Here is a 24,996-nt window from a genome sequence, read left to right as displayed (position 1 = left end):
GGACTTATTTTACAGCCCCTTTTTACTTATGTGAAAATCCACCGGATCGTTTATTTTACAGAATGACTTAAATTTTAGAATTGTTTTATAAATTTTGAGTGCTATGTGTGTTATAATACCTTACATATTATTAAATATTTATCAAATTTCAATTCAATAATAACGTGGGAGAGACGAAAAGGTGAAATTAAAATTAAGAACACGCCTGGTCGTAGCGTTTATAATCATAACGGTCATTCCTCTGACCCTGATCTTTGCAGTGGTGGCAGGTTTGGGAAGCTATCAGATGAAGGCATTCCGCAAAGCCTATAATTTAACGGAGCATGTGGATCTTTTATCCGGCAACTCCCTGCAGATATTTAACCGTTTAACCAGAGAAGAGCAAAAGGAGATCAAAAGGATCTTACAAAGCGATCCTGACCAGTTTAATGATCAGGATTTTTTACAAAAGCTGAATGATAATCTGGCATCCAAGTATGCTTATATGATTGTGCGAAAAGGGGATACTCTGATTTATGACGGCAACAGCCGTATTACTCAGGGCCTTTATGAACAGCTGCCCAGGTATGAGGAGATAGACAGCACGCTTGACGGTGCGATTTATCTGGACGGAGAGACTCAGCATCTTGTTAAGCAGATGGACTTCCTTTATTCAGACCAGGAAAAGGGAAGTGTATTTATAGTATCCAATGTAGACGGGCTTCTTCCTGAGATCAAGGTCATGATGGCAGAGATGCTGTTTGCGGTCATTATGATTATTTTATTTACCGATGCTATTTTAATGATGTGGGTATACCGGTCAGTTGTAAGTCCTTTAGGGCGGCTGCAGGTTGCTACCAAGAAGATTAAGGATGGAAACCTGGATTTCAACCTTGAGGTAGAGAACGATGACGAGATCGGACAGCTCTGCCAGGACTTTGAAGAGATGAGAATCCGCTTAAAGGAATCGGCGGAGGAAAAGGTGCAGTACGACAAAGAGAACAAGGAGCTGATCAGCAATATTTCCCATGATTTAAAGACTCCCATTACCGCCATCAAGGGATATGTGGAGGGAATCATGGATGGGGTTGCTTCATCCCCTGAAAAGCTGGACCGTTATATCAGAACAATCTATAATAAAGCCAATGATATGGATAAGCTGATAGATGAACTTACCTTTTATTCCAAGATTGATACCAATAAGATTCCTTATACGTTCTCTAAAATCAATGTATCCAATTATTTTGGTGACTGCATCGACGAGGTAGGGCTTGAGATGGAGGCAAGGAACATTGAACTTGGTTATTTCAACTATGTAGATGAAGATGTGATTATTATAGCAGATGCAGAGCAGATGCGAAGGGTCATCAACAACATTATCAGCAATTCTGTAAAATATATGGATAAGAAAAGCGGCATTATCAATATCCGGATTAAGGATGTGGGTGATTTTATACAGGTAGAGATCGAAGATAACGGTAAGGGAATTCCTGCTAAGGACTTACCCAGCATTTTTGACCGCTTCTACAGGACTGATTCTTCAAGAAATTCTTCCCAGGGAGGAAGCGGAATCGGTCTATCCATCGTTAAGAAGATTATAGAGGATCACGGAGGCAGAATCTGGGCCACCAGCAAGGAAGGAATTGGAACTGAAATACACTTTGTTTTAAGAAAATACCAGGAGGTTATGCAGGAATGAGCAGAATATTGATTGTGGAAGATGAAGAGAGCATCGCAGAGCTTGAGAAGGATTATCTGGAGTTAAGCGGATTTGAAGTCGAGATTGAAAATGACGGAGAAGAAGGGCTTAAGCTGGCGCTCCATGAGGATTTTGATTTACTCATTCTGGATTTGATGCTTCCTGGAGTGGATGGGTTTGAGATATGCAGGAAGGTCCGTGAAGTGAAGAATACTCCCATTATCATGGTTTCCGCTAAAAAAGAGGACATCGATAAGATCAGGGGGCTTGGACTTGGTGCCGACGATTACATTACAAAGCCGTTTTCTCCCAGTGAGATGGTTGCCCGCGTAAAGGCACATCTTGCCCGCTATGAGCGCCTGATCGGCAGCGGTATGCCGGATAATGAGATGATCGAGATACGCGGCCTTAAGATTGATAAGACTGCAAGGCGCGTATGGGTGAATGGCGAAGAGAAAAACTTCACTACCAAGGAATTCGACCTGCTTACGTTCCTGGCTCAGAACCCAAACCATGTTTATACGAAAGAAGAACTGTTCAATAAGATCTGGGATATGGAATCTATCGGAGATATCGCCACAGTTACGGTTCATATCAAAAAGATCAGGGAAAAGATTGAATTCAACACGGCGAAGCCGCAGTATATTGAGACCATCTGGGGTGTAGGTTACCGCTTTAAGGTGTAATTATGAAAGAAAAACTATACGAGATTCCTTTAAATGATGCGATGGATGCCGACGATGAATGCCCGTTTTGTTATCTGGAACGGAAAGGGGAAGAAGAACTGATGGATTTCGTACTGGGGTCCTGCGCTTCCTATATGGAAAGTGACACCAGAGAGAAAACGGACTGTGCAGGTTTTTGCCGGACCCATCAGAAGAGGATGTTTGAATATGGGAATGCCCTTGGGAATGGCTGGATATTAAAAACTTACTACAAGAAGACGATTTCGGAAATGCAGGAAGAATTTAAAAATTTCACTCCCGGAAAGAAGTCCCTGAAGGACCGGATCACCGGCAGGAAGGCAGAGGAAAATTCCATTTGCCGCTGGATTGAGGGGAAAGAGAAGACCTGTTATATCTGCGACCGGTCGTCGGCGGTATATGATCGTTATATTGCTACATTTTATCATCTGTATAAAAAGGATGCTTCCTTTGCAGAAAAGTTGAAAAAGAGCAAAGGCTTTTGTCTTCATCACTTCTCAGATCTCATCAGAGAGGCCGGCAGGTATTTAAATGACGGAGAACAGGCACAGTTGTATTCAGTGATTTTTCCTCTTATGCTGGAGAATATGGAGCGGGTTTCCGGTGATATAGACTGGTTTATAGAAAAGTATGATTACTTAAACAGGGATGCAGACTGGAAACAGTCAAAGGATGCCGTTCAGCGGGGGATGCAGAAAATCAGGGGAGGATACCCTGCCGATCCTCCCTATAAGCAGAAATAGCCTGTTTTGTTCTGCTACGGATTAAGCCTCTTAAATTGTCCAGGTGTACAGCCGGTTGTCTGGCGGAACGTGCGGATGAAGTTGGAGTAATCGATAAAACCTGACAGATGGCAGGCTTCTGAAACGGTATGTCCTTTCAGAAGCAGTTCCTTTGCCAGAGCCACCCGCTTTACCACAATATACTGGAAGATGCTGCTTTCTGTCTCTGATTTAAATAAGTGGCTTAAATAATATTTGTCAAGGGACAGGGCAAGTGAGATGGAGTCAAGTGTAAGGTGCTCCGTCAGATGGTCATCAATATAATTCATGATTGTCTGTGCTCTATGGGGCCTTGGCGCTGTTTTTACAGAGCCGGTATTCTGCCAGGCCTGATTAATAAGTATAAGAATCTGAATAATGGTTGTTAACGCTGTTAAATCGCTGCCGTATGGGCGGCGATTTTTTATTGCCTTCTCCAGATTTTTTGCCATGGAAATGAGAAGTTCATGATCAGCCTGGGACAGCAATACCAGATTGTTTTTTCCAGGATCTCTGTGAAAACAGTCTAAGAGATTGGTTAACGGGGTACAATAAGGGCGGATATAGGATGGATTAACGTGAATTACCAGTCTGGTAAAGGGTTCATTAGAGGTATTGATTGCTTTATGAATCTCCCGGTTGGAAAACAGAATCAAGCTGCCGGGATTCATGTCATAGCATGCATTTTCTACAAAATACTGGATATGGCCGTCTACCAGAAGATAAATTTCATGGCTGTTGTGCATGTGAAAATCCACATTACCAGCCACATTGCTGGTGGTGAAATCACAGCTGATGGGATCGGTAAATTCACTGTAATGATAGGGACTTTCCTTTTTCATGGGCTTCTCCTTAAATAGACAATCTACGCATGTTTATAGTCAATCTGCGCAAACAAATTGCGTTAAAACAATTATATAATAGAAATACAGAAGAAACAAGGAAAAGAAAAGAGGAGTGATTATGGTTCGGGTTGGAGTGATTGGCTGCGGTAACATTGGTAAAGTCCATTCCATGATCTTAAGGGAATTAAAAGAAGTCAGGCTCTGTGCCATGGCTGATATTCGTATAGACAGGGCGGAGGAATTCTGCCGCCAATATACGGAAGGAAAAGGACATGCATATGAATCCTTAGAAGAGATGCTTGAGAAAGAAGAACTGGATGGAATTCATATTTGTACGCCTCATTTCTGTCATGTTCCCATGGCGGAAATAGCCTTAAAAAAGGGCCTTCACGTATTTATGGAGAAGCCGCCGGCTATTAACCGGCTGCAATTTGAACAGTTAGAGAAGGCATCTTTAAAAAGCGGCGCAAGACTTGGAATCTGCTTTCAGAACCGGTATAACGAGACAACGAAAAAAGCGACAGAGTTGATTGAGGAAGGAAAAATAGGAGCTCTGCGGGGAGGCAGAGCCTTTGTCACCTGGCACAGGGATGCACCTTATTACACGGAAAGCGGATGGAGAGGAAAGCTGGAGTCAGAAGGCGGCGGAGCCCTTATGAATCAGTCCATACATGCACTTGACCTGCTGCTACGCTGGCTTGGCAGGCCGGTCAGAACGGAAGCTTCTATGAGGAACCATCACTTAAAGGGAATTGTGGAGGTGGAAGATTCCCTGGAAGCCTATATGGAGTTTACCCAGGGGAAAGATCCTGTAAGAGCCAGTTTTTACGCCACGACTGCATACGTCAGTGACGCGCCTGTTCTTATTGAGATTGCAGGGGAAAGAGGATTTATCCGGGTGGAAGGAGATACAGTCACTTATCAGGAGGCAGGAGAGATGGAACCTGTTATCTGGCGCTCGAAAAAAAGCCTTGTACCAGGAAAATCTTACTGGGGAAGCGGTCATGAAGCCTGTATCCATGATTTTTATGATTGTGTCAATACAGGGAAGGCTTATGGGAATGATCTGGAATCGGTTCGGCTTACATTTGATACAATGATGGATATCTATGAATCTGCAGGAAGTGAGGAGAAATAAACCATGGAAAAAGTGAGACTGGGAATTATCGGAATTGGTAATATGGGTACGAACCATTTGAAGAGTATTCAAGAAGGGAAGGTTCCTGAGATTGAAGTAACAGCAGTTGCTGACAGGGAGGACGGACGGATTGCCTGGGCGAAAGAATATGTGCCTGCTGAGACCTTGTTTTTTAAAGAAGGAACGGACTTAATCGATGCAGGAGTATGTGATGCTGTATTAATTGCTGTACCTCATTATCAGCATCCGGAGCTTACAATCTATGCTATGGAGCATGGTCATCATGTTCTGTGTGAGAAGCCTGCAGGTGTTTACACGGCACAGGTAAGAAAGATGAATGAAGCTGCACAGAAATCCGACCGTGTATTTGCCATGATGTTCAATCAGAGGACCAACTGCATTTACAGAAAACTACACGAGCTGGTAACTGGCAAAGAGCTGGGAGCGATCAAACGGGTTAACTGGATTGTTACCGACTGGTACAGAACCCAGTCCTATTATGATTCCGGCAGCTGGAGAGCGACCTGGGACGGAGAAGGCGGAGGCGTACTCTTGAACCAGTGCCCTCATAACATGGATCTGCTTCAGTGGATCTGCGGAATGCCGGATAAAGTGCGTGCCTTCTGCCACAATGGAAAATGGCATGACATAGAGGTGGAAGACGATGTAACGGCTTATTTAGAATATCCAAACGGAGCAACCGGAGTTTTTGTGACTTCCACTGCAGATGCTCCAGGTACAAACCGGTTTGAGATTACCATGGAGATGGGAAAGCTGGTTTGTGAGAATGACCGCCTTATGCTTTATAAACTGGCAGAAAATGAGCGCACATTCTGCAAAACTGCAAAAGGCGGATTTGATACACCGGAATGTACTGTTACGGAAGTGGAGACAGATGGCGTCAATGAGCAGCATGCAGGAGTGTTAAAGGCATTTGCAGGCAGGATCCTGAGGGGAACACCACTGGTGGCTGAAGGGGAAGAAGGAATCAATGGACTGACATTATCAAACGCCATGCATTTATCCAGCTGGCTGAACAGGGAAGTTGAGATACCGTTTGATGAAAATCTGTTTTTAGAGGAGCTGAATAAACGCCGTGCAGCTACCAGAAAAAAAGAGGGAACCGGTGTGGTGTTTGATACAGAAGGAAGTTATTAAGAAAAGGAGAGATTATTATGTGGGATAAAATAAAACTATCCGGCTTTGCCGATGAAATTGATATGGATTTAGACATTCAGATGAATGTGCTGAAAAAACTGGGAATGTCTTATGTGGAGATGCGCGGAGTGAATGGAAAGGGTTTGGTGGAACACACAGCAGACGAGGCAAAAGAGATTAAAAGGCGCCTTGACAGCAATGGTATAAAATTATCATCCGTTGGTTCCCCTATTGGAAAAATTAAAATTGCAGATGAGTTTGGTCCTCATATGGAATTATTTAAACACACGGTAGAACTTGCACATGTGATGGAAACTCCAAATATCCGTATGTTCAGTTTCTTTATGCCCGAAAATGCCAGCTATGAGCCTTATAAAAACAAGGTAATGGACCAGCTTGGACAGTTTGTGGACTATGCCAAAGCAAACGAAGTGATTCTTCTTCATGAAAATGAGAAGGATATCTATGGGGATATGGCGGACCGGTGCCTGGAAATTATGAAAGAATTTTATGGAGATCATTTTAAGGCAGTATTTGATTTTGCCAACTTTGTCCAGTGCAAACAGGATACGCTGGAAGCTTATGAGATGTTAAAGCCATACATTTCCTATATTCACATAAAGGATGCTCTCTGGTCGGATGCAAGCGTGGTTCCCGCAGGGATGGGAGACGGAAATGTGGAAAAAATTCTTGGAAAATTAAAAGAGAGTGGATATCAGGGATTTTTATCCCTGGAACCTCATCTAAGCGATTTTGCCGGTTTCTCTGCTTTGGAACAGCATGGGGAACAAAAGAGAAAAATGAGCGGGGAAGAGGCTTTTACCATGGCTCATGATGCTCTGATAAAAATATTGAAAGTAATTTAATCAGATACTTAAGTCAGATCATGCCGCTTAAAACAAATTCTTTTCTTTATTCATCAATCATGTTATTATAATATCATAAGATGATACAAAACAATGAGAGAGTTCAGAAAGGAGAATTATGAATAAGAATTCTATCATCCCGTTGTACCAGCAGTTGGCAGATGATATTAAGCAGCAGATCATAGAGGGAAAGCTTAAGGAGAATGACAGGCTGATGACAGAACTGGAATTCAGTATGTCATATGATATCAGCAGAATTACGGTCAGGAAAGCGATTGAAATACTGGCGGAAGAGGGATATGTAACAAAACGGCAGGGCATAGGAACATTTGTTGCTGCAAAGAAATTGAACCGGGTGATGAATAAGCTGTTAAGCTTTACCGAAATGTGCGAGAATGACGGAAAGACCGCATCTACAGAGCTGGTTTCTCTTGAATGGACATGGGCTGCGGTTTCCGTCAGCCAGTATCTCCATATCGAGGAGAATGACCGGGTCATGAAAATTGTAAGAATTCGCAAAAGCGACGGGGAGCCTGTCATGCTGGAGGAGAATTATTTTCCGTCCAAATATTCCTACTTAATGGAAGAGGACCTTACGGGTTCCGTTTATTCCATTCTCCGAAGACATGATACCACACCGACCCATGCTGTAAAAACGGTTGAGATCTGTTATGCGACCCGTGAAGAGGCAGAGTATCTTCATGTAAAAGAAGGACTGGCACTATTGCTTCACAGAGATCAGGTGATGGATGAGGCTGGAGAAGTGATCCATTATTGTAAACTGATTATCAATCCGGAACGGTATAAACTGACAATCCTGACTTGATTTTTTAAGTAAAGAATTAATAAAAAAAATAAAACTTATTAATGACGAAGATTTTTGGAAAGTGAACCTTTATTTTCTTAAATTTTCGTCATTTTTGCTATCCAAAAACGGGATACTAATAAAATTGATGTTAAATTATACAATAAATTTAAAAAAAGCTATTGCAAAAAGTTATTTAACATAATATAATGTATCCAAGTTGTAATAAGATGTATGCATACAACACATACATAATCGGACAACGATTTACCGGGTACAAGAAAGGAGAGAATAATTATGAAAAAAAGTTTTAGAAAAGCGGTGTATGCAGGAATATCCTGTGTCATGGCCCTGTCAATGACTGCCTGCAGCGGTAATACCGCCGGATCTTCTTCCGCCGCAGCACCCTCAGAAAGTGCAAAGGCCGGTTCCACACAAGCAGCATCTGGAGGAGAAAAGAAAGTCATAAAACTGTTTCACCGCTTCCCTGATGATCCGGCCAACTCATTCATTGAGAAAAAGGTCGCGGAATACGAAGCAGCTCACCCTGACATTGATATCGAAATCACCAGTGCCCAGAATCAGCCATACAAAGAAAAGATCAAAGTGGTTGTAGGTTCTGATGAGGCACCAGATATCTTTTTCAGCTGGGGCGGTGAGTTTTCTGAACGTTTTATCCGTGAAAATCTCATTCTGGATCTCAATCCCTATCTGGAAAAGGATGCAAAATGGAAAGATTCTCTTCTGGATACCCAGATGGTGGAATACACCACAGATGATGGAATGGTTTACGGTGTTCCATTCAGACTGGATGGCAAATTATTTTTCTATAACAAGGACATATTTAAAAAGGAAGGACTTGAAATCCCAAAAACATGGGATGAATTTATTGCTGTATGTGACAAACTGAAAGCAGACGGGATTACCCCCATTGCAGAAGGTAATCAGGACCAGTGGCCGGCATGCCATTATGTGGGAACATTAAATCAGATGCTTGTTGCCGATGATGTGAGAGCAAAGGACTACAATCCGAAAACAGGTGAGTTTACTGATCCGGGATATGAGAAAGCTTTGGAATATTATCAGCAGCTGGTACCATACATGAACGCGGGAGTGAACGGGCAGACTCACGATATGGCCAGACTGGGCTTTACACAGGGGCAGACAGCCATGCTGTATGCAGAGCTGGTTGAAATTACCAATGTAAAACAGGAGAATGCAGATTTAAACTGGGGTATGTTTAACTTTCCAGTTGTAGAAGGTTCCGGTAATCCGGATCTGCTGACTGGTTCTCCGGAAGGCTTCGTAATCTCTTCTAAGACGAAATATCCAGAGGAATGTGTGGAGTTCTTAAAATGGTTTTTAGGACCGGAAGTGGGAGCGCAGCAGGCAGAAGATGTAGGCTGGTTCAATGCTTCCAAAGGAGTTGATGCCGGACTTAAGGATCAGTCTTTAATTGATGCATACAAAGCTATTTCTTCCGCAAAGGAAATGGGACCGTGGTTCGACAGTTCCTTATATTCAACCGTATGTGATACTTATTTAACCGCTATATCCGATATCACAAACGGTGATGTAACTCCGAAGGAAGCTATGGAGAAGGTTCAGAAAACGGCTAAAGAAGCGCAGTCACTGGTTCAGTAATAGAGAAGAATATCAGCTTAACAGGGAGCGGTCATACGCTCCCTGTTGACGAAAAAGGAAGGGTCCAGATGAAAAAAAAGAAATTAGCGCCATATTTGTATATACTGCCGGGACTTTTTATGGTGCTTGGCTTTGTATATATTCCGATCATAGTCAATTGTGTTTACAGCTTTTTCCGATTGTCTTCCTATTCCTCAGCTATGAAATTCGTAGGACTTGATAATTTCCGACGGCTGTTTACCAATGAAGTTTTCCCCATCATGATGCGGAACAATATATATTACTGTTTGATTTCGCTTCTGGTACAGGTGGGTTTTGGGACATTTCTGGCCCTGCTTTTAGAGAGCAGACTTACAGGAAAAGCCAGGGGCATTTACAGAAATATATACTTTATACCGTCGTTGATTTCCCTTACTGCAGTAGGCCTGATGTTCAGCTTTATTTATTCGCCTCAGGTCGGTCTTTTGAATACCTTCTTAAAGAATGCAGGTCTGGAACAGCTCCAGCAGACATGGCTGGGAGATAAGAAGCTGGCAATATTTTGTATTATAGCCATGAGTCAGTGGCAGTTTACCGGTTACATTACTCTTCTTATGGTAGTGGCATTCCAAAACGTTCCGGAGGATTATCTGGAAGCGGCATTAATTGACGGGGCAGGCCCGGTCAGACGTGCGGTCAGTATTTCCCTGCCGCTTGCAAAGGAACAGCTTCTGGTATGTTCCATCATAACTATAATTGGCGCATTTAAACTGTTCACTGAGGTTTACTCCACCACTGGAGGTGGACCAGGTAATAATTCCCAGGTGCTTGGACTGTATCTTTACCAGAACGCATTTCTCCATGATGACATGGGAATGGCAGCTGCAACGGGAGTACTGATCTTTGCAATAACAGTAACGGCATCTGTCATACAGCTGAGGGCCTCAAGGTCCGGCCAGATATAAAGGAGGTGTACATGATGAAACATTCCTGGAATTCACACGTAACCGTGCTAAAAATACTTCTTCACTGCTTCCTGATTTTTCTCGTGTGCATCATACTTTTTCCGGTGATGTGGCTGGTTTTGAATTCTTTGAAAACAAATCAGGAGATGTTTATCAATTCCCTGGCTCTTCCTCAAAAGTGGCTGTTTGCTAATTATGTGACTGCATGGAACAAAGGGCTTTTCAGCTACTTTAAAAATTCCCTTCTGGTCAGTGGGGTATCCCTGGTTTTAATCCTTTTTATCAGCTCTTTTCTGGCATATGGGTTAACCAGATTTCAGCTTCCAGGCAGTAATTTTTTCTTTATTCTCATCCTGGGAGGCATGGCCCTTTCTGAACAGGTTGCTCTGGTTCCCTTATATAAGATTCTGCAGTCGTTTAAACTGTATAATACTCAGTGGGCTATTATTCTGCCCTATGTGGCATTTCGGATTCCGTTTACCATGTTTTTGCTGCGGTCCTATTTTATCTCCATTCCAAAGGAATTGGAGGAGGCGGCCATTGTTGATGGCTGTAACAGCCTGCAGAGATTTTTCATGATTATTGTACCGGTCAGTAAGCCTGTGCTTGCCTCATGTGCCATTGTGAATTTAAATTTTGTATGGAATGAATTCCTGTTTGCCAATGTTTTTCTGGAAAGTAAATCAATTATGACGATTCCGCTTGGACTTATGGCATTTCAGGGAGACTTAAAATCGGATTATGTAGTTATGCTGGCGGGAATTTTAATCGCCTCAGTTCCCATGGTGTGCCTGTTTTTGTGCATGCAGAAACAGTTTGTCAGAGGGCTGACACAGGGAGCTGTAAAAGGGTGATATATGAAATAATGCAGTTATGCAGGAAAAAGGAGAGAAAAGATGTTAAGAGTATTAGGGCTGGGAGATAATGTGGTAGATCAATACATGCATATACAAACGATGTATCCTGGAGGAAATGCTTTAAATTTTGCAGTTTATGCCGGTATGATGGGGCATGCTGCTTCCTACATGGGAAACTTCGGGGATGACGAGGCCGCCAGACACGTATACGAAAGTATTACTTCTATGGGAATAGAGGTTTCCAGATGCCGCTTTTATAAAGGTGAAAATGGTGCTGCAAAAGTTGAGATTGTGGAGGGAGACCGGGTGTTTCTTGGAAGCAATAAAGGGGGAATATCCAATCAGCATCCGCTTGAACTCACGAATATGGATAAATCCTATATAGCAGATTTTGACGTGGTTCATACCAGTATTTTCAGCCACATAGAGAGCCAGCTTCCCATTCTCGGACAGACGGCTTCCTTTTTATCCATGGATTTTTCTAATTATGCGGACAAAGAATATTTGAGAAAAACAGTACCTTATCTGGATTGTGCCTGTGTCTCCTGCGGAGAAGAGATGAGCGAGGAGGAAATAAAGGCGCAGATTGATGATATATTCTCGTACGGCTGTCGTCATATTGTGATTGCCACCAGAGGCGCCAGGGGGGCGGTTGTCTGTGTTGACGGGAAGCTGTACCGGCAGTCTCCCTGTCTGGTAAAGGCGGTCGATACCATGGGCGCAGGAGATTCTTTTATTACCTGCTTCCTGGCCAGTTATCTGGAAGGGATGAAATATGCGGCTGATTTTCCTGAAAGCGGGGGAAAACTGGGAATTACGCGGGCAGAGGAATACAAGGACTTAACTGTAAAAGGAAGTCTTTACAGAGCAGCGGTGTATTCAGCCCGTAACTGTCAGAAAGAAGGTTCTTTCGGCTGCGGCAGAAAATTCTGACTGAATGAAAAAAGCCCCTGTAAGAGAGGGGCAGTGAATCAGGGAAATATAAGCTCTTTTCACTGCTTTTCTTACAGGGGATTTTATTAGTACTCCAGCTTCCACATATATCTTCTTTTTGTAAGCGGGTGGTTGCGCACCAGTGCCAGCTGCTCCGCATACACTCTTAAAACTCCGCTTATAAGCATTGGATTGAAGTATTCTGCGACAGATGCGCTGATATGTGAACTTAAGCCGAAATCCTTTGCATCTAAAACGGTCACCTTTGCATCAAAACGTTTTAAGAATGTCAACGCTCTGGAATCCATCGGACGTGTAGGACCGTCATTCATCAGCAGGAGATAAGGGACATCCCGGTCTACCAGTTCAAACGGACCGTGAAAGAATTCACCGTCATGGAAAGAACTTGCAGGTATCCACTGCATTTCCATGAGAAGAAAGCTTGAGAAGGAATAGGAAACCATCTGGGTGGCACCTGAACTCATGACGTATAACAGCGGGATGTCCTGATATTTTTCAGCAAATTCCCTGGCAGCAGGCAGACTTGAGGAAACGGCAGTCTCAATCAGATCATAGATTTTTCCGAAACCGGCTTCCATGTCATCATAATATTTATATCCCTCATATGTATTTAGGATTTCTGCTGCAAGAGCCAGGACCAATGTCATCTTCTCCATCTTGGCAGCGTAGTTCTTCTCAAATCCATGGATAATCTGGTAATGAGATGCAACAGCAAGAGGAGAACCGTCAATATGGGTGACAGATATTACACAGGCGCCTGAATCCATTGCCTTTTTAGATGCTGCTACCGTTTCAGGGGTTGTACCGCTTAAGGAGCATGTAATTACAATCGCAGACTCATCTACTGCAGCGGGTGTGGAATAGATGAATTCATTTGCGGTGTAAATGCTGACTCGTAGTTTTTTTGCATTTGCTTCCAGAAAATATTTGCCTGGGAATAGTTCAGACATGGAAGCGCCGCAGCCGACAAAATACACGGATTTGATTTCAGACCTGTTCTTTTTGACAGCAGATACGATTTCTTTAACAGTCATAGTATGTTACCTCCAGTTAATTCTATTTATTTAATACAAACATTATATAACATCATAATACAAGTGTCAACGAATATAAACAGTATTTCCCGAAAATACTTGAAAATAGTTTATATAATGTTATAATACATTATATAAATATAAAGAGGAGGAACCTGATATGACGGTAAAAGAAGCTGTGACAGAAATAATTGAGAAGAAACAAAAGGACGGAGGTATCCGGGAAGTTTACTTTGTGGGATGCGGAGGCTCTTTAGGTGCTTTTTATCCAGCTAAGATTTTTTTGGAAACAGAATCCCAGTCAATCCATGCAGGCTGGTATAACAGCAATGAATTTCTTCATAATACACCAAGGAGACTTGGGAAAAATTCAGTGGTGATTACGGCTTCACACAGAGGGGATACACCTGAAACAGTGAAAGCTGCAAAAATGGCTTATGAAGCCGGTATACCCGTGATTGCACTGACCTGGTCACCGGATTCACCTATCACGGAAGTAGCTGATTATGTGGTTTCTTATACCTTTGGACCTGATAAGGATATAGCTGGAGAAAAGACGGTTGTTGGGCTTCTTGCTGCGGTTGAGATTCTTCATCAGACAGAAGGTTATGATAATTATGAAACGTTTTTGGAAGGTGTATCGAGAATTGACGGAATTGTAAAGCGTGCGCGAAGACAGGTGGAAAAGCGTGCCATGGCTTTTGCCCGGGAATACAAAGAGGACCGCGTAATTTACAACATGGGAAGCGGTGCCGGTTACGGAGCGGCTTATATGGAGAGCATTTGTATTTTCATGGAAATGCAGTGGATTCATTCTGCCAGCATACATACAGGGGAATTTTTCCATGGTCCATTTGAGATTACCGATGCCGAGGTCCCCTTTTTTATCCAGATCAGTGAAGGCCCTACCAAGGAACTGGATGAGAGAGCGCTGACCTTTTTAAAGAAGTATGCAAAGAGAATTGAAGTACTGGATGCAAAAGAGCTGGGGCTTTCTACGATTGACTCCTCCGTGGTATCCTATTTTAATCATTCTCTGTTTAATAACGTTTATGATGTTTATAACCACGCACTGGCAGAGTCCAGGGAACATCCTCTGACTACAAGAAGATATATGTGGAAAGTGGAGTATTAACAGCTGTTTAAAAGGAAGGTACTGAAATATGGCAGTACCTTCCTCCTGGTGTATTACATACAATAAAACCCTCTGTTATACAGGGAGAAGGTATAAATTTTATAGTTTTAAATCTCCAGCTATAATTTGTGAATAACAGTTTTATAAAAGCCTGTATCTATTAGTGATTGGCTAACAAGGTATTTATTGTCTGGCAACAAATTTTCTTGTATGCGTTCAAGGATCAAGTTCATTTGCTGAATAAACTTTGTTCCAATTTCCATATGCGCTTCCCAAAGCAAATCATTAAAAGAGGGGTAATAATTATATAAATTCGTGTGAGCACAGCATTAGAGCTTATATCTCTTTTATATAAATGTCAATATCTTTTCTAAAGTGAAGCCGGTAAGAAATATCAATTGGGAGAATTTAATTCTTCTCCATTAATCCGCTTCACGTAAGCACTTGGTGACATACCCGTATTCTTTTTAAAGATCTGGCTGAAATACTGTGGATTGTTTCCGCAGCCCACCTTTTCTGCAATCCATTGAATCTGTTCTGAACGCCCTTCGGAAAGAAGCTGCTTTGCCTTCTGGATCCGCTGGGTTGTAAGGTAATTAGAAAATTTCTGCCGGGTTTCTTTCATGAAACGGGCGCTGACATAGTCCACATTCATGAACAGGTAGTTGTCGGCGATCCATTTCAGTGTCAGACTTGGATTGTCTAAATTATTTTCCACATACTGTATGACCTTTTCAATAAAAGGGCTGTAGGGTTTAGAGGTTTCTAACGAGTCGTCCAGTATCCTGCTGATTTTTTCCATAAGCATGTTGCGGATGATCTCCGGATCCGTCTGCTGGTTCAGTGTCATTAAATATTCTGTTGCCACGACTGATGAGCCATAGCGGTTTCCGGCAGTTAATTTAATAATAATACGGGAACCCGCCTGCTTTAAAAAATCAGGGTTGCTGATATCATGAAGAGTGCTTTCAAGTTCTTTAAAACCTGCCTGCTGTACTGCTGTATCAGCTTCCATTAACAGACTGGTCAGCTGCTCTATCTTCTCAATCAGATTTTTATAATTGCAGATTGGTACAGGCCTCAGTCCATTCATGAAATAGATCATTCCATACCGCCTGATCTTTGCAGTTAAGGTTTCGATCAGCTGAATCAGATTGGGATACGTACTTCTGTGATAATCCGGTGTAACTGACTGGTCTTTAAATGAAAGCCGGCTCATGAAATCATCCAGTAATTCATAGGATACCTGGTGGCTTTCAAAAAACAGAATCAGGGTATTTTTAACGTAAATGCTGTATACGGCAATTCCGGGCGCACTTTCTGTCATGTAATCATTAATCAGCCGCAGGGCGGTTTCCAGGAGAGGTTCTTCCAGATAATGGAGGTAGCAAAGTTCATAACCGGTGTAGCAGAAATCCATAAATCCGGAATATACATCCCAGGCAGGCTGGGTACAGTCCTCCATAAATATTCCTTCGTTAATGATATTTGCCAGTACGCTGTGATGAAGATGGTAGGTCAGTGCCTTCTGCCGGTCCTGCAGATCTTTAAATGCCCGCCTGTGATAATATTCCTTAATCACATCTTTCATGCTTTCAATAATCTGCTCTTCATTGCTGGGCTTTAACAGATAGTGATGAACCCGGTATTTCATGGCCTGTTTGGCATATTCAAATTCCCCAAATCCGGACAAAATAATAAACTGAATATCCATGTCTGTCTGTGAGACCCGTTCAACCAGCTCAAGACCGGAAATACCCGGCATACGGATATCGGTCAGGACAATATCCGGAGACTCATCAAGTATCATGTTATACGCCTCAATTCCATCTCCGCAGCAGCCGATCAGCTCAATTCCCAGACTGTTCCAGTCAATTAAACTGGAAATAGACTCCCTTATCATTCGTTCGTCATCTGCAATCATTAATTTCAGCAATTTCCATTCTCCTTTCGTACAAGAGGAAAGGCAAGCCTTGCCACTGCCTGTTCATTTTCATTATAGAGGGTGAGACCATATTCCTCTCCATAGGTCAGCTGCATCCGCTGCAGAATGTTTAACAGCCCGATTCCAAAGCCATGGGGGCTGATTTGATTGGTCTTCAGCTTTTCTAACAGCTGGTCTTCAAAAACAGATCCGTTATTTTTTATGTAAACATAAAGTATATCAGATGACCGCTCTGCCAATATGTGGATAAAACAGCCCTCCGTATTCTCCTCAAGGCCATATCGTATGGAGTTTTCAACCAGTGGCTGCAGGGTCAGTTTTAATACATAGCAGGAGTTAAGATCATCAGGCACAGTAACTTTATATTCCAGCCGGTCTTCATAACGGAATTTCTGAATGGTCATATAGCACTGAACCAGTTCCAGCTCCCTCCTTAAGGGAACTTCTTTATTTTTCTGATCCAGGGTAATTCTTAAAAGAGTTCCCAGATTCTCAGCCATGGAAGAGATGTCCTTTGCGCCTACCGATTTGGCCCTCCAGTTGATGGATTCCAGAGTGTTGTAGAGAAAATGGGGATTCATCTGATTTTCCAGGGCTTTCAGCTGGGCTTCCTTTCTTAAAATCTCATTCAGGTAGCCGTTTTGGATCAGCTCATTTACCTCATTAACCATCTGGTCAAACCGGGTATGCAGAATGCCCAGTTCATCGGTTCGCCCTGTATAATCATAAGAAATGTTAATTGCGTTTTTCTGTCCGTCAGCGAAGTTCTTCATTTTTAACAGCAGGTTATTAAAATGCCTGATGATAGAGTCAATCAGCGCGGAAGAAAGAATGCTGGAAATAATTACTGCAATGATGGTAATAAAAAAGGAGAATCGAAAGCTTGTCTTAAGAGAAGCGGATATGTTGTCATATGGAATGATGCAGACATAATCCCAGTTATAATTGGGAAGAGCCTGCCTTACATAAAAGTAGTTTTTTCCCACAGACTGGAACAGTCCGTACCGGGAAACCGAAATTTTTGAAACTACAGACGGATCAGTGGTAATAGCAGAAGAATGGTAGATCAGATTCCCCCCATCATACAGAATATAATCCGCGGATTCATAAAGATGACTGGTATCTGTAGAGGAATCAGTCAGCTGGTTCATGTCAATATTTACAATCAGACTTCCAATGGAATCCAGCTTTAAAAACTGGGTACGGCGGATGTTTTTAACCATAAAAAGCCCGTACTGGTCACTGTAATCCGTCACCAGAATGCTCTTTCCCTTTCCTGCCTCGGCCCGAGCGATTAAGTCTCTGCGTATGGAATCGGGAAGCTGTTTTTTATTAATAATGTGGGTGTGTATGGAAAAATTACCCTGGTACAGGCTCATGTAGCGGATGTTATTTTTTCTGAAGTTAAAATAATATTCGTTTAACATTCCATAGATTGCTTTATAGGCTACCGTTCGTTCCTGAATCTGTTCTGTATCTTTTAAAATCCCCAGGTTTTTTTGCATGGTACTGTCTGCAAGCACCATATCCGCCATGGTACTGATTACGTCCAGGTGGTTTTCAAGCTCTTTGGCAGAAAAGGAAAGAGATGATGCCACTGTCTGATAAAGAACCTTCTGGTGGGCGGCTGAGGTCATGCGGATATTAAATAATGAGACGGAAGTAAGGAGCAGGATACATAGAAACACAATAGACTGGATCTTCTTTTTTAATGTAAGATTCCGGATAAATGCTTTCATACGTCCTCCTTAAAGGAACAGCTCTGGTGTGATAAACAGATTATATATAAAACGCGACAATAATACAACACAAAACCGAAAAAAATATACAAAATATACAAAAAACCTCGGTTTTTTCCACTTTGAACTCGGTTTTCCGCATTTACGGTGCATCCTTAGAAACGTATAATAAAATTACCTAAGATGAGTAATAAATTTAAGGAGGAAGGTATTATGAAGAAAAAAATTGCATTACTGATGTCATGCTGTATGGCAGCGGCCTCTCTGGCAGGATGCGGGGGGAGTCCGGCAACTGCTACCACAGCGGCAACCCAGGCGCCTGCTACGACACAGGCGGCCACTGCGGCTCCTTCCAAGGAAGCCTCCGGTGGAAGCGGTGATGTGAAGCTGACTATGAGCTGGTGGGGGAACCAGGTCAGAAATGAAAGAACACAGGCGGCATTAGACCTTTATTCTGAAAAGAATAAAGGGGTAACCATTGAAGGACAGTTTTCCGAATGGTCTGATTACTGGAACAAACTGGCGACATCGGCAGCAGGCCAGTCCCTTCCGGACATTGTTCAGATGGATTACATGTACATAGACCAGTATGTGAAGAATAACCTTCTGGTTGATTTAAAGCCTTATATTGAAAAAGGCGCCCTGGATGTATCCAATATCTCGGAAAACACCATGGCTTCCGGTACTGTAGACGGAGGTGTTTATGCGATCTGTGCCGGTATTAACTCACCGGCTATGATGTATAACAAGACTCTGCTTGATCAGAACGGAATTACAGTCAAGGACTATATGACCATTGATGATTTTGAGGCTGTATGCCGTCAGGTATATGAAAAAACCGGATATAAGACTTCCATCGTTTATGGTACAGCCCAGACTTATCTGGATTATTTCATGAGAGCCTATGATGTGGTTTTATTCGGTGATAAAAAAATGGGCGGAAAGGCAGAAGATTACATTCCATTCTTCCAGATGTATGAAACCGGCTTAAAAGAAGGCTGGCTCATTGATCCGGGCGTATTTGCAGAGATTTCTATCGGTTCTGTTGAACAGGATCCTCTTGTATATGGCTCCAGCCCGGAAACCATGTCCTGGTGTGCATTTGCAAACTCCAACCAGCTGACCGCTGTTCAGAACGCAGCTCCGGAAGGCGTGACCATTGGTATGACTACCTGGCCGTCTCCTGATCCAAAGAAGTCCGGCTACTTAAAATCCAGCCAGTTCTTCTCCATCGGTGCACATACAAAGAATCCGGATGAAGCAGTGAAAGTATTAGATTATCTGATTAATTCCAGCGATGCTAACAACATTCTTTTAGGCGAGAGAGGCGTTCCTGCATCCAGCAAAATTGCAGATGAGCTTTCCCCCAAGATGGATGCCATCAATCAGGAGATTATCCGTTATATCAACGAGGTTGTTACTCCTAACAGTTCACCCATCAATCCTCCCCAGCCGGATGGTGCAAGCGAGGTATTTAACCTGTTAAATCAGACTCAGGAACAGCTCTGCTACGGTACATACGACTCAAAAACGGCCGCAGAGGAATTCTTTAACAGTGCCAATAAGATCATGAGCCAGAAATAATTGCCGGTAATATTCGGGGCAGAGTAAGCTCTGCCCCGGTTTTCAACAAGATAGTCATATGTGAACGGAGGGGACGTATATGAAAGAAAAAAAGAGGGAGAACTTCAGACGCTTTATGAACAGGGAAAGCACGGCAGGATTCGTATTCAGCCTTCCGTTTACCATTGGCTTTCTGCTGTTCATGGTAGTTCCCATGGGGCTGTCCCTTTATTATTCCTTTTGTGACTACAATATTCTGGCACCGCCGGTATTCGTAGGAATGAAAAATTACATTAAAATGTTTACTGATGATGCCGTGTTTTTTAAAACCATCGGTGTTACCTTTTATTTTGCATTTGTATCGGTTCCCATGCGCCTGGTATTTGCTTTGATTGTAGCCCTGATTTTGTTTCAGACCACTAAGGCCACGGCATTTTACCGCGCAGCCTATTACCTGCCGTCTATTATCGGCGGTTCAGTAGCAGTGGCGATTCTATGGAAACGTATGTTTGCTACTGACGGGGTGGTGAATCATCTTCTCCGGATCATAGGAATCAAATCCAGTTTTCCCTGGCTTGGAAATGTAAATACGGCGATCTGGACATTGATTATCCTGGCAGTCTGGCAGTTTGGCTCATCCATGCTGATCTTCTTGTCTTCGCTGAAGCAGATTCCGGTTACGCTGTACGAAGCGGCCAGAGTGGATGGGGCAAGCCGGTTTTCCCAGTTTTTTAAGATTACCCTGCCTCTTCTTACGCCGACCATATTTTTCAATCTGGTTATGCAGACAATCAATGGATTCCTGGCATTTACTCAGTGTTTTATTATTACACAGGGGAAACCCCTAAATTCCACTTTGTTTTACACTGTTTATATGTACCAGCAATCCTTTGAGTTCTATAACACCGGATACGGCGCGGCGTTAGCGTGGATCATGCTTGGAATCATCGGACTGATTACGTTACTCTTATTTGCTACTAAAAAATTCTGGGTCTATACGGAAGGAGTGTAATATCCATGAAAACAAGGAAAAGAATCGGCGGGATTGTTTATCACGTCATTGTCTGCGGCCTTGGTCTGATCATGATTTACCCTCTTGTATGGATGATCATGAGTTCGTTTAAGGAAAGCAACACCATTTTTACCACGGCAGGCCAGCTGATACCCAAAAAGTTCGTACTGGCCAACTATGCAACCGGATGGAAGGGATTTGCAAAAACCGGATTTGTTGTATTTTTTAGAAATTCTCTGTTTGTTGCAATTGTTGCGACTCTTGGTACGGTATTTTCCTCTGCCTTTGTTGCATATGGGCTTGCCAGATGCAGATTTTTCGGAAGAAGGTTTCTGTTTGTGGCAATGCTTCTTTCCATGATGCTGCCGGCGCAGGTGTTAATGATTCCCCAGTATTTATGGTATCAGAAGCTGGGCTGGGTAGGAAGCTACAGACCCTTAATTGTTCCCTATTATTTTGCAATCCAGGGCTTCTTCATCTACCTGATGATTAATTTTATTGACGGAATTCCAAGAGAACTTGACGAAGCAGCAAAGATCGACGGATGCTCCTATTACAGTATTTTTGCAAGAATTATACTGCCGCTTATCACACCGGCTTTAATTACTGCAAGCATCTTCTCATTCATGTGGAGGTGGGACGATTTCCTTTCCGCTCTGCTTTACATCAATGAGTCCGCAAAGTATCCGGTGAGCCTTGCCTTAAAACTATTCTGTGATCCGGGCTCATCCTCCGATTACGGAGCTATGTTTGCAATGGCAACGCTTTCCATCATGCCGGCAGTTTTAATTTTCATCGGTCTGCAGAAGTATCTGGTGGAAGGAATCAGCACTTCCGGTTTAAAAGGTTAAAAAATGGCAGAGGCAGTACAAAAAACAGCTTTTTTGTGCGCCTCTGCCATTTTTTTATAGTTAGACCTTTCAATTGCCATGCTAAATTGGTATAATTGGGCAGTTTAGTAATGCAATCTGATTAGGATACAGGAAATGGAGGAAATTATGATTTACAATGTATTGGAATTCGGAGCAAAAGGCGATGGTACCGCAAATGATGCTGCGGCGATTCAGAAAGCGATTGATGAATGCACCGGTGCAGGCGGCGGACGTGTACTGCTTCCAGGCGGACATATCTATAACAGCGGTTCGATTCTTCTTAAATCAAATGTAGAGCTTCATTTGGAGATGGGTGCCGTATTAAAGGCGAGTGATGATTTAAACGATTATTATCCTCTGGCGAACGGCGGCAGGATTGTTGCTCATGAATCAGGTCTTCCTTCCTTTTTAAACAGCGAATATAACGGCAGGCCATTTCATGCATTTATCTATGGCTATGAACAGGAGAATGTGGCAATCACCGGTTTTGGTACCATAGATGCCAATGAATCCATATTTTACGGAGATAATTCCGGATATCACATTGAAGGCACTTATTACCCCAGAATTCCCCTGATGCTTTTAGAGAAATTCAATCATCTTACCATTCGTGACGTAAAGCTTGTAAACTGCGCATTCTGGACCGTTCATCTTGTGGGCTGCAACGATGTTCTGATTGAGGGAATCCGCCTTCTTAATAACTTACAGATGGCAAATTCCGACGGCATTGATCCCGATCACTGCACGAATGTACGGATCATCGGCTGCCACATTGAATGCGGTGACGATGCGATTGTATTAAAAAATTCCGGCGATTATAACCATTACGGACCCTGTGAAAATATCGTGATCTCAAACTGCACCTTAATCTCCACCAGTGCAGCCATTAAGTTCGGTACGGAAGGGGAATGTGATTTTAGAAATGTTCTTGTAGATAACTGCACTATCAGTAAAAGCAACCGTGGAATCTCCATACAGATCCGGGATGGAGGAAATGTGGAGAATGTGGTATTTTCTAATATTACCATTGAAACACGCCGCTTCTCTCATGAGTGGTGGGGAAGGGCGGAACCGGTCTGCATCACGGCCCACGACAGAAAACCGGGAGTAAAGGCTGGAAAAATCAGAAATGTGCGGTTTGAAAATATCAGCTGCAAAGGTGAAAACGGAATCTTTATACGCGGAAGCGAAGACAACTATATTGAAGACGTAAGCTTTGAAAATATCCACCTCACTCTGGAGAAAAACTCCCGCTGGGAGATTGAGGGATATGATATCCGCCCCTGCCAGGGAGATGGACTGATTCGCACGAAGATATCCGGAATTTATGCAGAGTATGCAAAGGATATCCGGTTTGATCACGTAAAGATCAAGGTGGCTGAAAGCATGAGACCTTTCTATAAGCAGGATGTTACCTTAAGCCACGCGGAAGAAATCACGGTCTAATCCTCATAAGATGCTATGGAAATGGTGCAGTTTTGTTCCTTACAAAAAGAACAGAACGCGTCATCCGGCATCTTTTCGGTTAAAATATAATCGAACTGATTCATATCTCCATAGGTCATAAGAGATGCCCGGCCAAACTTTGAAGAATCTGCCAGAAGATAATGCTTCTGGCTTTTTTTTAATGCCGCCTTTTTTATATTATATTCATCCGTTGATGCATTGCAGATTCCTGATTCAACTGAAATGCCGGTACATGCCATGAATGCACGCACGATGTTGTAATCTTCCAGATATTCCACGCAGGAGCTGCCTGTCAGAGATGCAGTATCCCTTTTTAACGTGCCTGGGAGCACGATTAAATCAATATTGGGATAGTTCATGGATTTATTAATGACCTGAATGCTGTTGGTTATGACAGTGACTGTATTTAAATGGGTGAGAAAGTCCACAATATTCATGGTAGTGGTCCCGCTGTCAATGAATATAATATCTCTGTCCCGCACAAATGAAGCAGCAAGAGAGGCAATCCGCTGCTTGCTTAAAAAATTACGGCTGGCCCTGTCCTGAAAAGAGACAAGGTCCGGTATGGGTAAAATATTTTCGGATGCGATAACGCCTCCATACACCTTTTCCACAGTTCCTCTTCCCACAAGCACTTCCAGATCCCGGCGCAGCGTATTTTTGGATATCTGAAATAGTTCGCATAAGGTATCAATCGATGCGGATTTGTGTTCGAGGATATATTGTTCCAGTTGTTCAATTCGGGAAATTCTCATAGCGTTTACTCCTTATATTCCGGTTCCTTTAATGTGCAGTTATTCCTCTATTATAACAGACACAAGCAAAAATATCAAGAAATCACCAATAGATCACCAAGTTAAGAAAAAATTTTTCAAGTTCATCTTGACCAATCTCCAAAATGGTGTTAGAATATAACCAACACATTACAAAAACAAAATCAAAACATACTCATAAAGGGAGGAAGAGAGAGGAAACAAGGCATGGGATTAGTAAAAATGAAAGATCTGCTGAATCAGGCATCAGAGCAAAACCGGGCGGTGGGAGCATTCAGCGTGGGGAATCTTGAGATGGTGAAAGGTGCTGTAAAGGCAGCTGAGGAGATGAACACTCCCATTATCTTACAGATTGCGGAAGTACGCCTTCCCCATTCCCCGCTGTCACTAATGGGGCCTATGATGGTAGAAGCTGCCAGGAACGCAAAGGTAGAGATAGCAGTCCATTTGGATCACGGCAAGACCATCGGCGTTTTAAAGCAGGCCCTGGATTATGGATTTACCTCAGTCATGATGGACGGCTCCACTCTTCCCTTTGAAGAGAACATAAAAAAGACGTTAGAAGCGGCCAGGCTCGCAGGAGAATACGGAGCCACGGTAGAAGCGGAGCTTGGCCTGGTTGGCGGCAGTGAGGACGGAAGCACAGATGAAGGAATCCGCTGCACCAATCCGGAAGACGCAAAATTATTTTGTGAAAAGACAGGTGTGGACGCCCTGGCAGTGGCCATCGGCAATGCACACGGCAACTATCCGGTAGCGCCAAGACTGGCTTTTGATGTTTTAAAGGCCATTGATGAAAAGACAGATGTTCCTCTGGTCCTTCACGGCGGAACCGGAATTACTCCGGAAGACTTTAGAAAAGCAGTTGGTCTTGGAATACGTAAGATCAATATTGCAACAGCCAGCTTTGACAGCCTGACAAGGGAAGCTGAAAAATATTTAAAGGCAGAAGGAAAACATGATTACTTTGGACTGAATGAAGCCATGGTCCGCGGAGTATATGAGAATGTGAAGCAGCATATAAGGATATTTAACTGCGCAGAGCCGCTTACTTTTTCTTAATTTAAGGCAGGATAATTGATATATTACAATCAAATAAATA

The 24,996-nt window shown here is 42.9% G+C and carries 22 protein-coding genes; 17 read left to right on the top strand and 5 right to left on the bottom strand.

Annotation, left to right across the window (positions count from 1 at the left end; translation table 11 throughout):
- The first annotated feature begins 181 nt into the window (after positions 1-181).
- From DS742_RS22955 to DS742_RS22945, 3 genes are read left to right on the top strand one after another with little or no spacing between them, the layout of a single operon-like run.
- Entirely contained in the window at positions 182-1,678 is a 1,497-nt protein-coding gene (locus tag DS742_RS22955; protein WP_117419288.1) for a sensor histidine kinase, read from the top strand.
- Positions 1,675-2,364, top strand: coding sequence for a response regulator transcription factor (locus tag DS742_RS22950; protein ID WP_097003163.1), 690 nt, complete (start codon positions 1,675-1,677; stop codon positions 2,362-2,364). The genes DS742_RS22955 and DS742_RS22950 overlap by 4 nt, the downstream gene beginning before the upstream one ends.
- A gap of 2 nt (positions 2,365-2,366) precedes the next feature.
- A complete protein-coding gene (locus DS742_RS22945) occupies positions 2,367-3,125 on the top strand; it encodes a DUF6062 family protein (protein ID WP_117419287.1) in 759 nt (252 codons plus the stop codon).
- A gap of 14 nt (positions 3,126-3,139) precedes the next feature.
- Here the strand turns inward: DS742_RS22945 and DS742_RS22940 are convergent, their stop codons facing one another.
- The gene (locus DS742_RS22940; RefSeq protein ID WP_117419286.1) at positions 3,140-3,985 is read right to left on the bottom strand and encodes a helix-turn-helix domain-containing protein; all 846 of its coding nucleotides are present in this window, start codon (positions 3,983-3,985) and stop codon (positions 3,140-3,142) included.
- A gap of 121 nt (positions 3,986-4,106) precedes the next feature.
- Between DS742_RS22940 and DS742_RS22935 the strand changes: the two genes are divergently transcribed.
- The 8 genes from DS742_RS22935 (at position 4,107) to DS742_RS22900 (ending at position 12,333) form a co-directional block, all read left to right on the top strand.
- Positions 4,107-5,126, top strand: coding sequence for a Gfo/Idh/MocA family protein (locus DS742_RS22935; RefSeq protein ID WP_117419285.1), 1,020 nt, complete (start codon positions 4,107-4,109; stop codon positions 5,124-5,126).
- 3 nt (positions 5,127-5,129) lie between these two features.
- Complete coding sequence (locus DS742_RS22930; RefSeq protein WP_117419284.1) at positions 5,130-6,284, top strand: Gfo/Idh/MocA family protein; 1,155 nt, start codon at positions 5,130-5,132, stop codon at positions 6,282-6,284.
- A gap of 17 nt (positions 6,285-6,301) precedes the next feature.
- Positions 6,302-7,150 carry a sugar phosphate isomerase/epimerase family protein gene (locus DS742_RS22925; RefSeq protein WP_117419283.1) on the top strand — a complete coding sequence of 283 codons (849 nt, stop codon included), beginning with the start codon at positions 6,302-6,304 and terminating at the stop codon, positions 7,148-7,150.
- A gap of 118 nt (positions 7,151-7,268) precedes the next feature.
- On the top strand, positions 7,269-7,976 hold the full coding sequence (locus tag DS742_RS22920; RefSeq protein ID WP_117419282.1) for a GntR family transcriptional regulator: 708 nt from the start codon (positions 7,269-7,271) through the stop codon (positions 7,974-7,976).
- A 276-nt stretch (positions 7,977-8,252) separates the two neighbouring features.
- The gene (locus tag DS742_RS22915) at positions 8,253-9,599 is read left to right on the top strand and encodes an ABC transporter substrate-binding protein (RefSeq protein WP_117419281.1); all 1,347 of its coding nucleotides are present in this window, start codon (positions 8,253-8,255) and stop codon (positions 9,597-9,599) included.
- 68 nt (positions 9,600-9,667) lie between these two features.
- Positions 9,668-10,543: a carbohydrate ABC transporter permease gene (locus tag DS742_RS22910; RefSeq protein ID WP_117419280.1), complete on the top strand. Its 876-nt coding sequence runs from the start codon at positions 9,668-9,670 to the stop codon at positions 10,541-10,543.
- Between the two features lie 11 nt (positions 10,544-10,554).
- Entirely contained in the window at positions 10,555-11,397 is an 843-nt protein-coding gene (locus DS742_RS22905; RefSeq protein WP_242996695.1) for a carbohydrate ABC transporter permease, read from the top strand.
- A gap of 42 nt (positions 11,398-11,439) precedes the next feature.
- Positions 11,440-12,333 carry a PfkB family carbohydrate kinase gene (locus DS742_RS22900; protein WP_117419278.1) on the top strand — a complete coding sequence of 298 codons (894 nt, stop codon included), beginning with the start codon at positions 11,440-11,442 and terminating at the stop codon, positions 12,331-12,333.
- 86 nt (positions 12,334-12,419) lie between these two features.
- Here the strand turns inward: DS742_RS22900 and DS742_RS22895 are convergent, their stop codons facing one another.
- Entirely contained in the window at positions 12,420-13,388 is a 969-nt protein-coding gene (locus DS742_RS22895) for an SIS domain-containing protein (protein WP_117419277.1), read from the bottom strand.
- 160 nt (positions 13,389-13,548) lie between these two features.
- Here DS742_RS22895 and DS742_RS22890 point away from each other — a divergent pair, with 160 nt between their 5' ends.
- Positions 13,549-14,523, top strand: a complete 975-nt coding sequence (locus tag DS742_RS22890; protein WP_117419276.1) for an SIS domain-containing protein — start codon at positions 13,549-13,551, stop codon at positions 14,521-14,523.
- A gap of 394 nt (positions 14,524-14,917) precedes the next feature.
- Here the strand turns inward: DS742_RS22890 and DS742_RS22885 are convergent, their stop codons facing one another.
- Together DS742_RS22885 and DS742_RS22880 are read right to left on the bottom strand one after the other, a co-directional pair.
- Complete coding sequence (locus DS742_RS22885) at positions 14,918-16,459, bottom strand: response regulator transcription factor (protein WP_117419275.1); 1,542 nt, start codon at positions 16,457-16,459, stop codon at positions 14,918-14,920.
- Positions 16,453-18,207, bottom strand: a complete 1,755-nt coding sequence (locus DS742_RS22880) for a sensor histidine kinase (protein WP_117419274.1) — start codon at positions 18,205-18,207, stop codon at positions 16,453-16,455. Before DS742_RS22880 ends, DS742_RS22885 begins: the two co-directional genes overlap by 7 nt.
- A 213-nt stretch (positions 18,208-18,420) precedes the next feature.
- Here DS742_RS22880 and DS742_RS22875 point away from each other — a divergent pair, with 213 nt between their 5' ends.
- From DS742_RS22875 to DS742_RS22860, 4 genes are all read left to right on the top strand, one after another.
- Complete coding sequence (locus tag DS742_RS22875; protein WP_117419273.1) at positions 18,421-19,791, top strand: ABC transporter substrate-binding protein; 1,371 nt, start codon at positions 18,421-18,423, stop codon at positions 19,789-19,791.
- Positions 19,792-19,870: 79 nt separating this feature from the next.
- On the top strand, positions 19,871-20,782 hold the full coding sequence (locus DS742_RS22870; protein WP_117419272.1) for a carbohydrate ABC transporter permease: 912 nt from the start codon (positions 19,871-19,873) through the stop codon (positions 20,780-20,782).
- A 5-nt stretch (positions 20,783-20,787) separates the two neighbouring features.
- Positions 20,788-21,633, top strand: coding sequence for a carbohydrate ABC transporter permease (locus tag DS742_RS22865; RefSeq protein ID WP_117419271.1), 846 nt, complete (start codon positions 20,788-20,790; stop codon positions 21,631-21,633).
- Between the two features lie 147 nt (positions 21,634-21,780).
- A complete protein-coding gene (locus tag DS742_RS22860) occupies positions 21,781-23,100 on the top strand; it encodes a glycoside hydrolase family 28 protein (protein ID WP_242996693.1) in 1,320 nt (439 codons plus the stop codon).
- Here DS742_RS22860 and DS742_RS22855 read toward each other — a convergent pair.
- Positions 23,097-23,876: a DeoR/GlpR family DNA-binding transcription regulator gene (locus DS742_RS22855; RefSeq protein WP_117419270.1), complete on the bottom strand. Its 780-nt coding sequence runs from the start codon at positions 23,874-23,876 to the stop codon at positions 23,097-23,099. The two genes, DS742_RS22860 and DS742_RS22855, sit on opposite strands and share 4 nt — an antisense overlap.
- Positions 23,877-24,101: 225 nt before the next feature.
- Here DS742_RS22855 and DS742_RS22850 point away from each other — a divergent pair, with 225 nt between their 5' ends.
- The gene (locus DS742_RS22850) at positions 24,102-24,956 is read left to right on the top strand and encodes a class II fructose-bisphosphate aldolase (RefSeq protein WP_117419269.1); all 855 of its coding nucleotides are present in this window, start codon (positions 24,102-24,104) and stop codon (positions 24,954-24,956) included.
- The last annotated feature ends 40 nt before the right edge of the window (positions 24,957-24,996 follow it).

The sequence above is a fragment of the Lacrimispora amygdalina genome (assembly GCF_003432035.1).
Lineage (GTDB): Bacteria > Bacillota > Clostridia > Lachnospirales > Lachnospiraceae > Lacrimispora > Lacrimispora amygdalina.
This window is presented reverse-complemented; position numbering and strand designations above follow the sequence as displayed.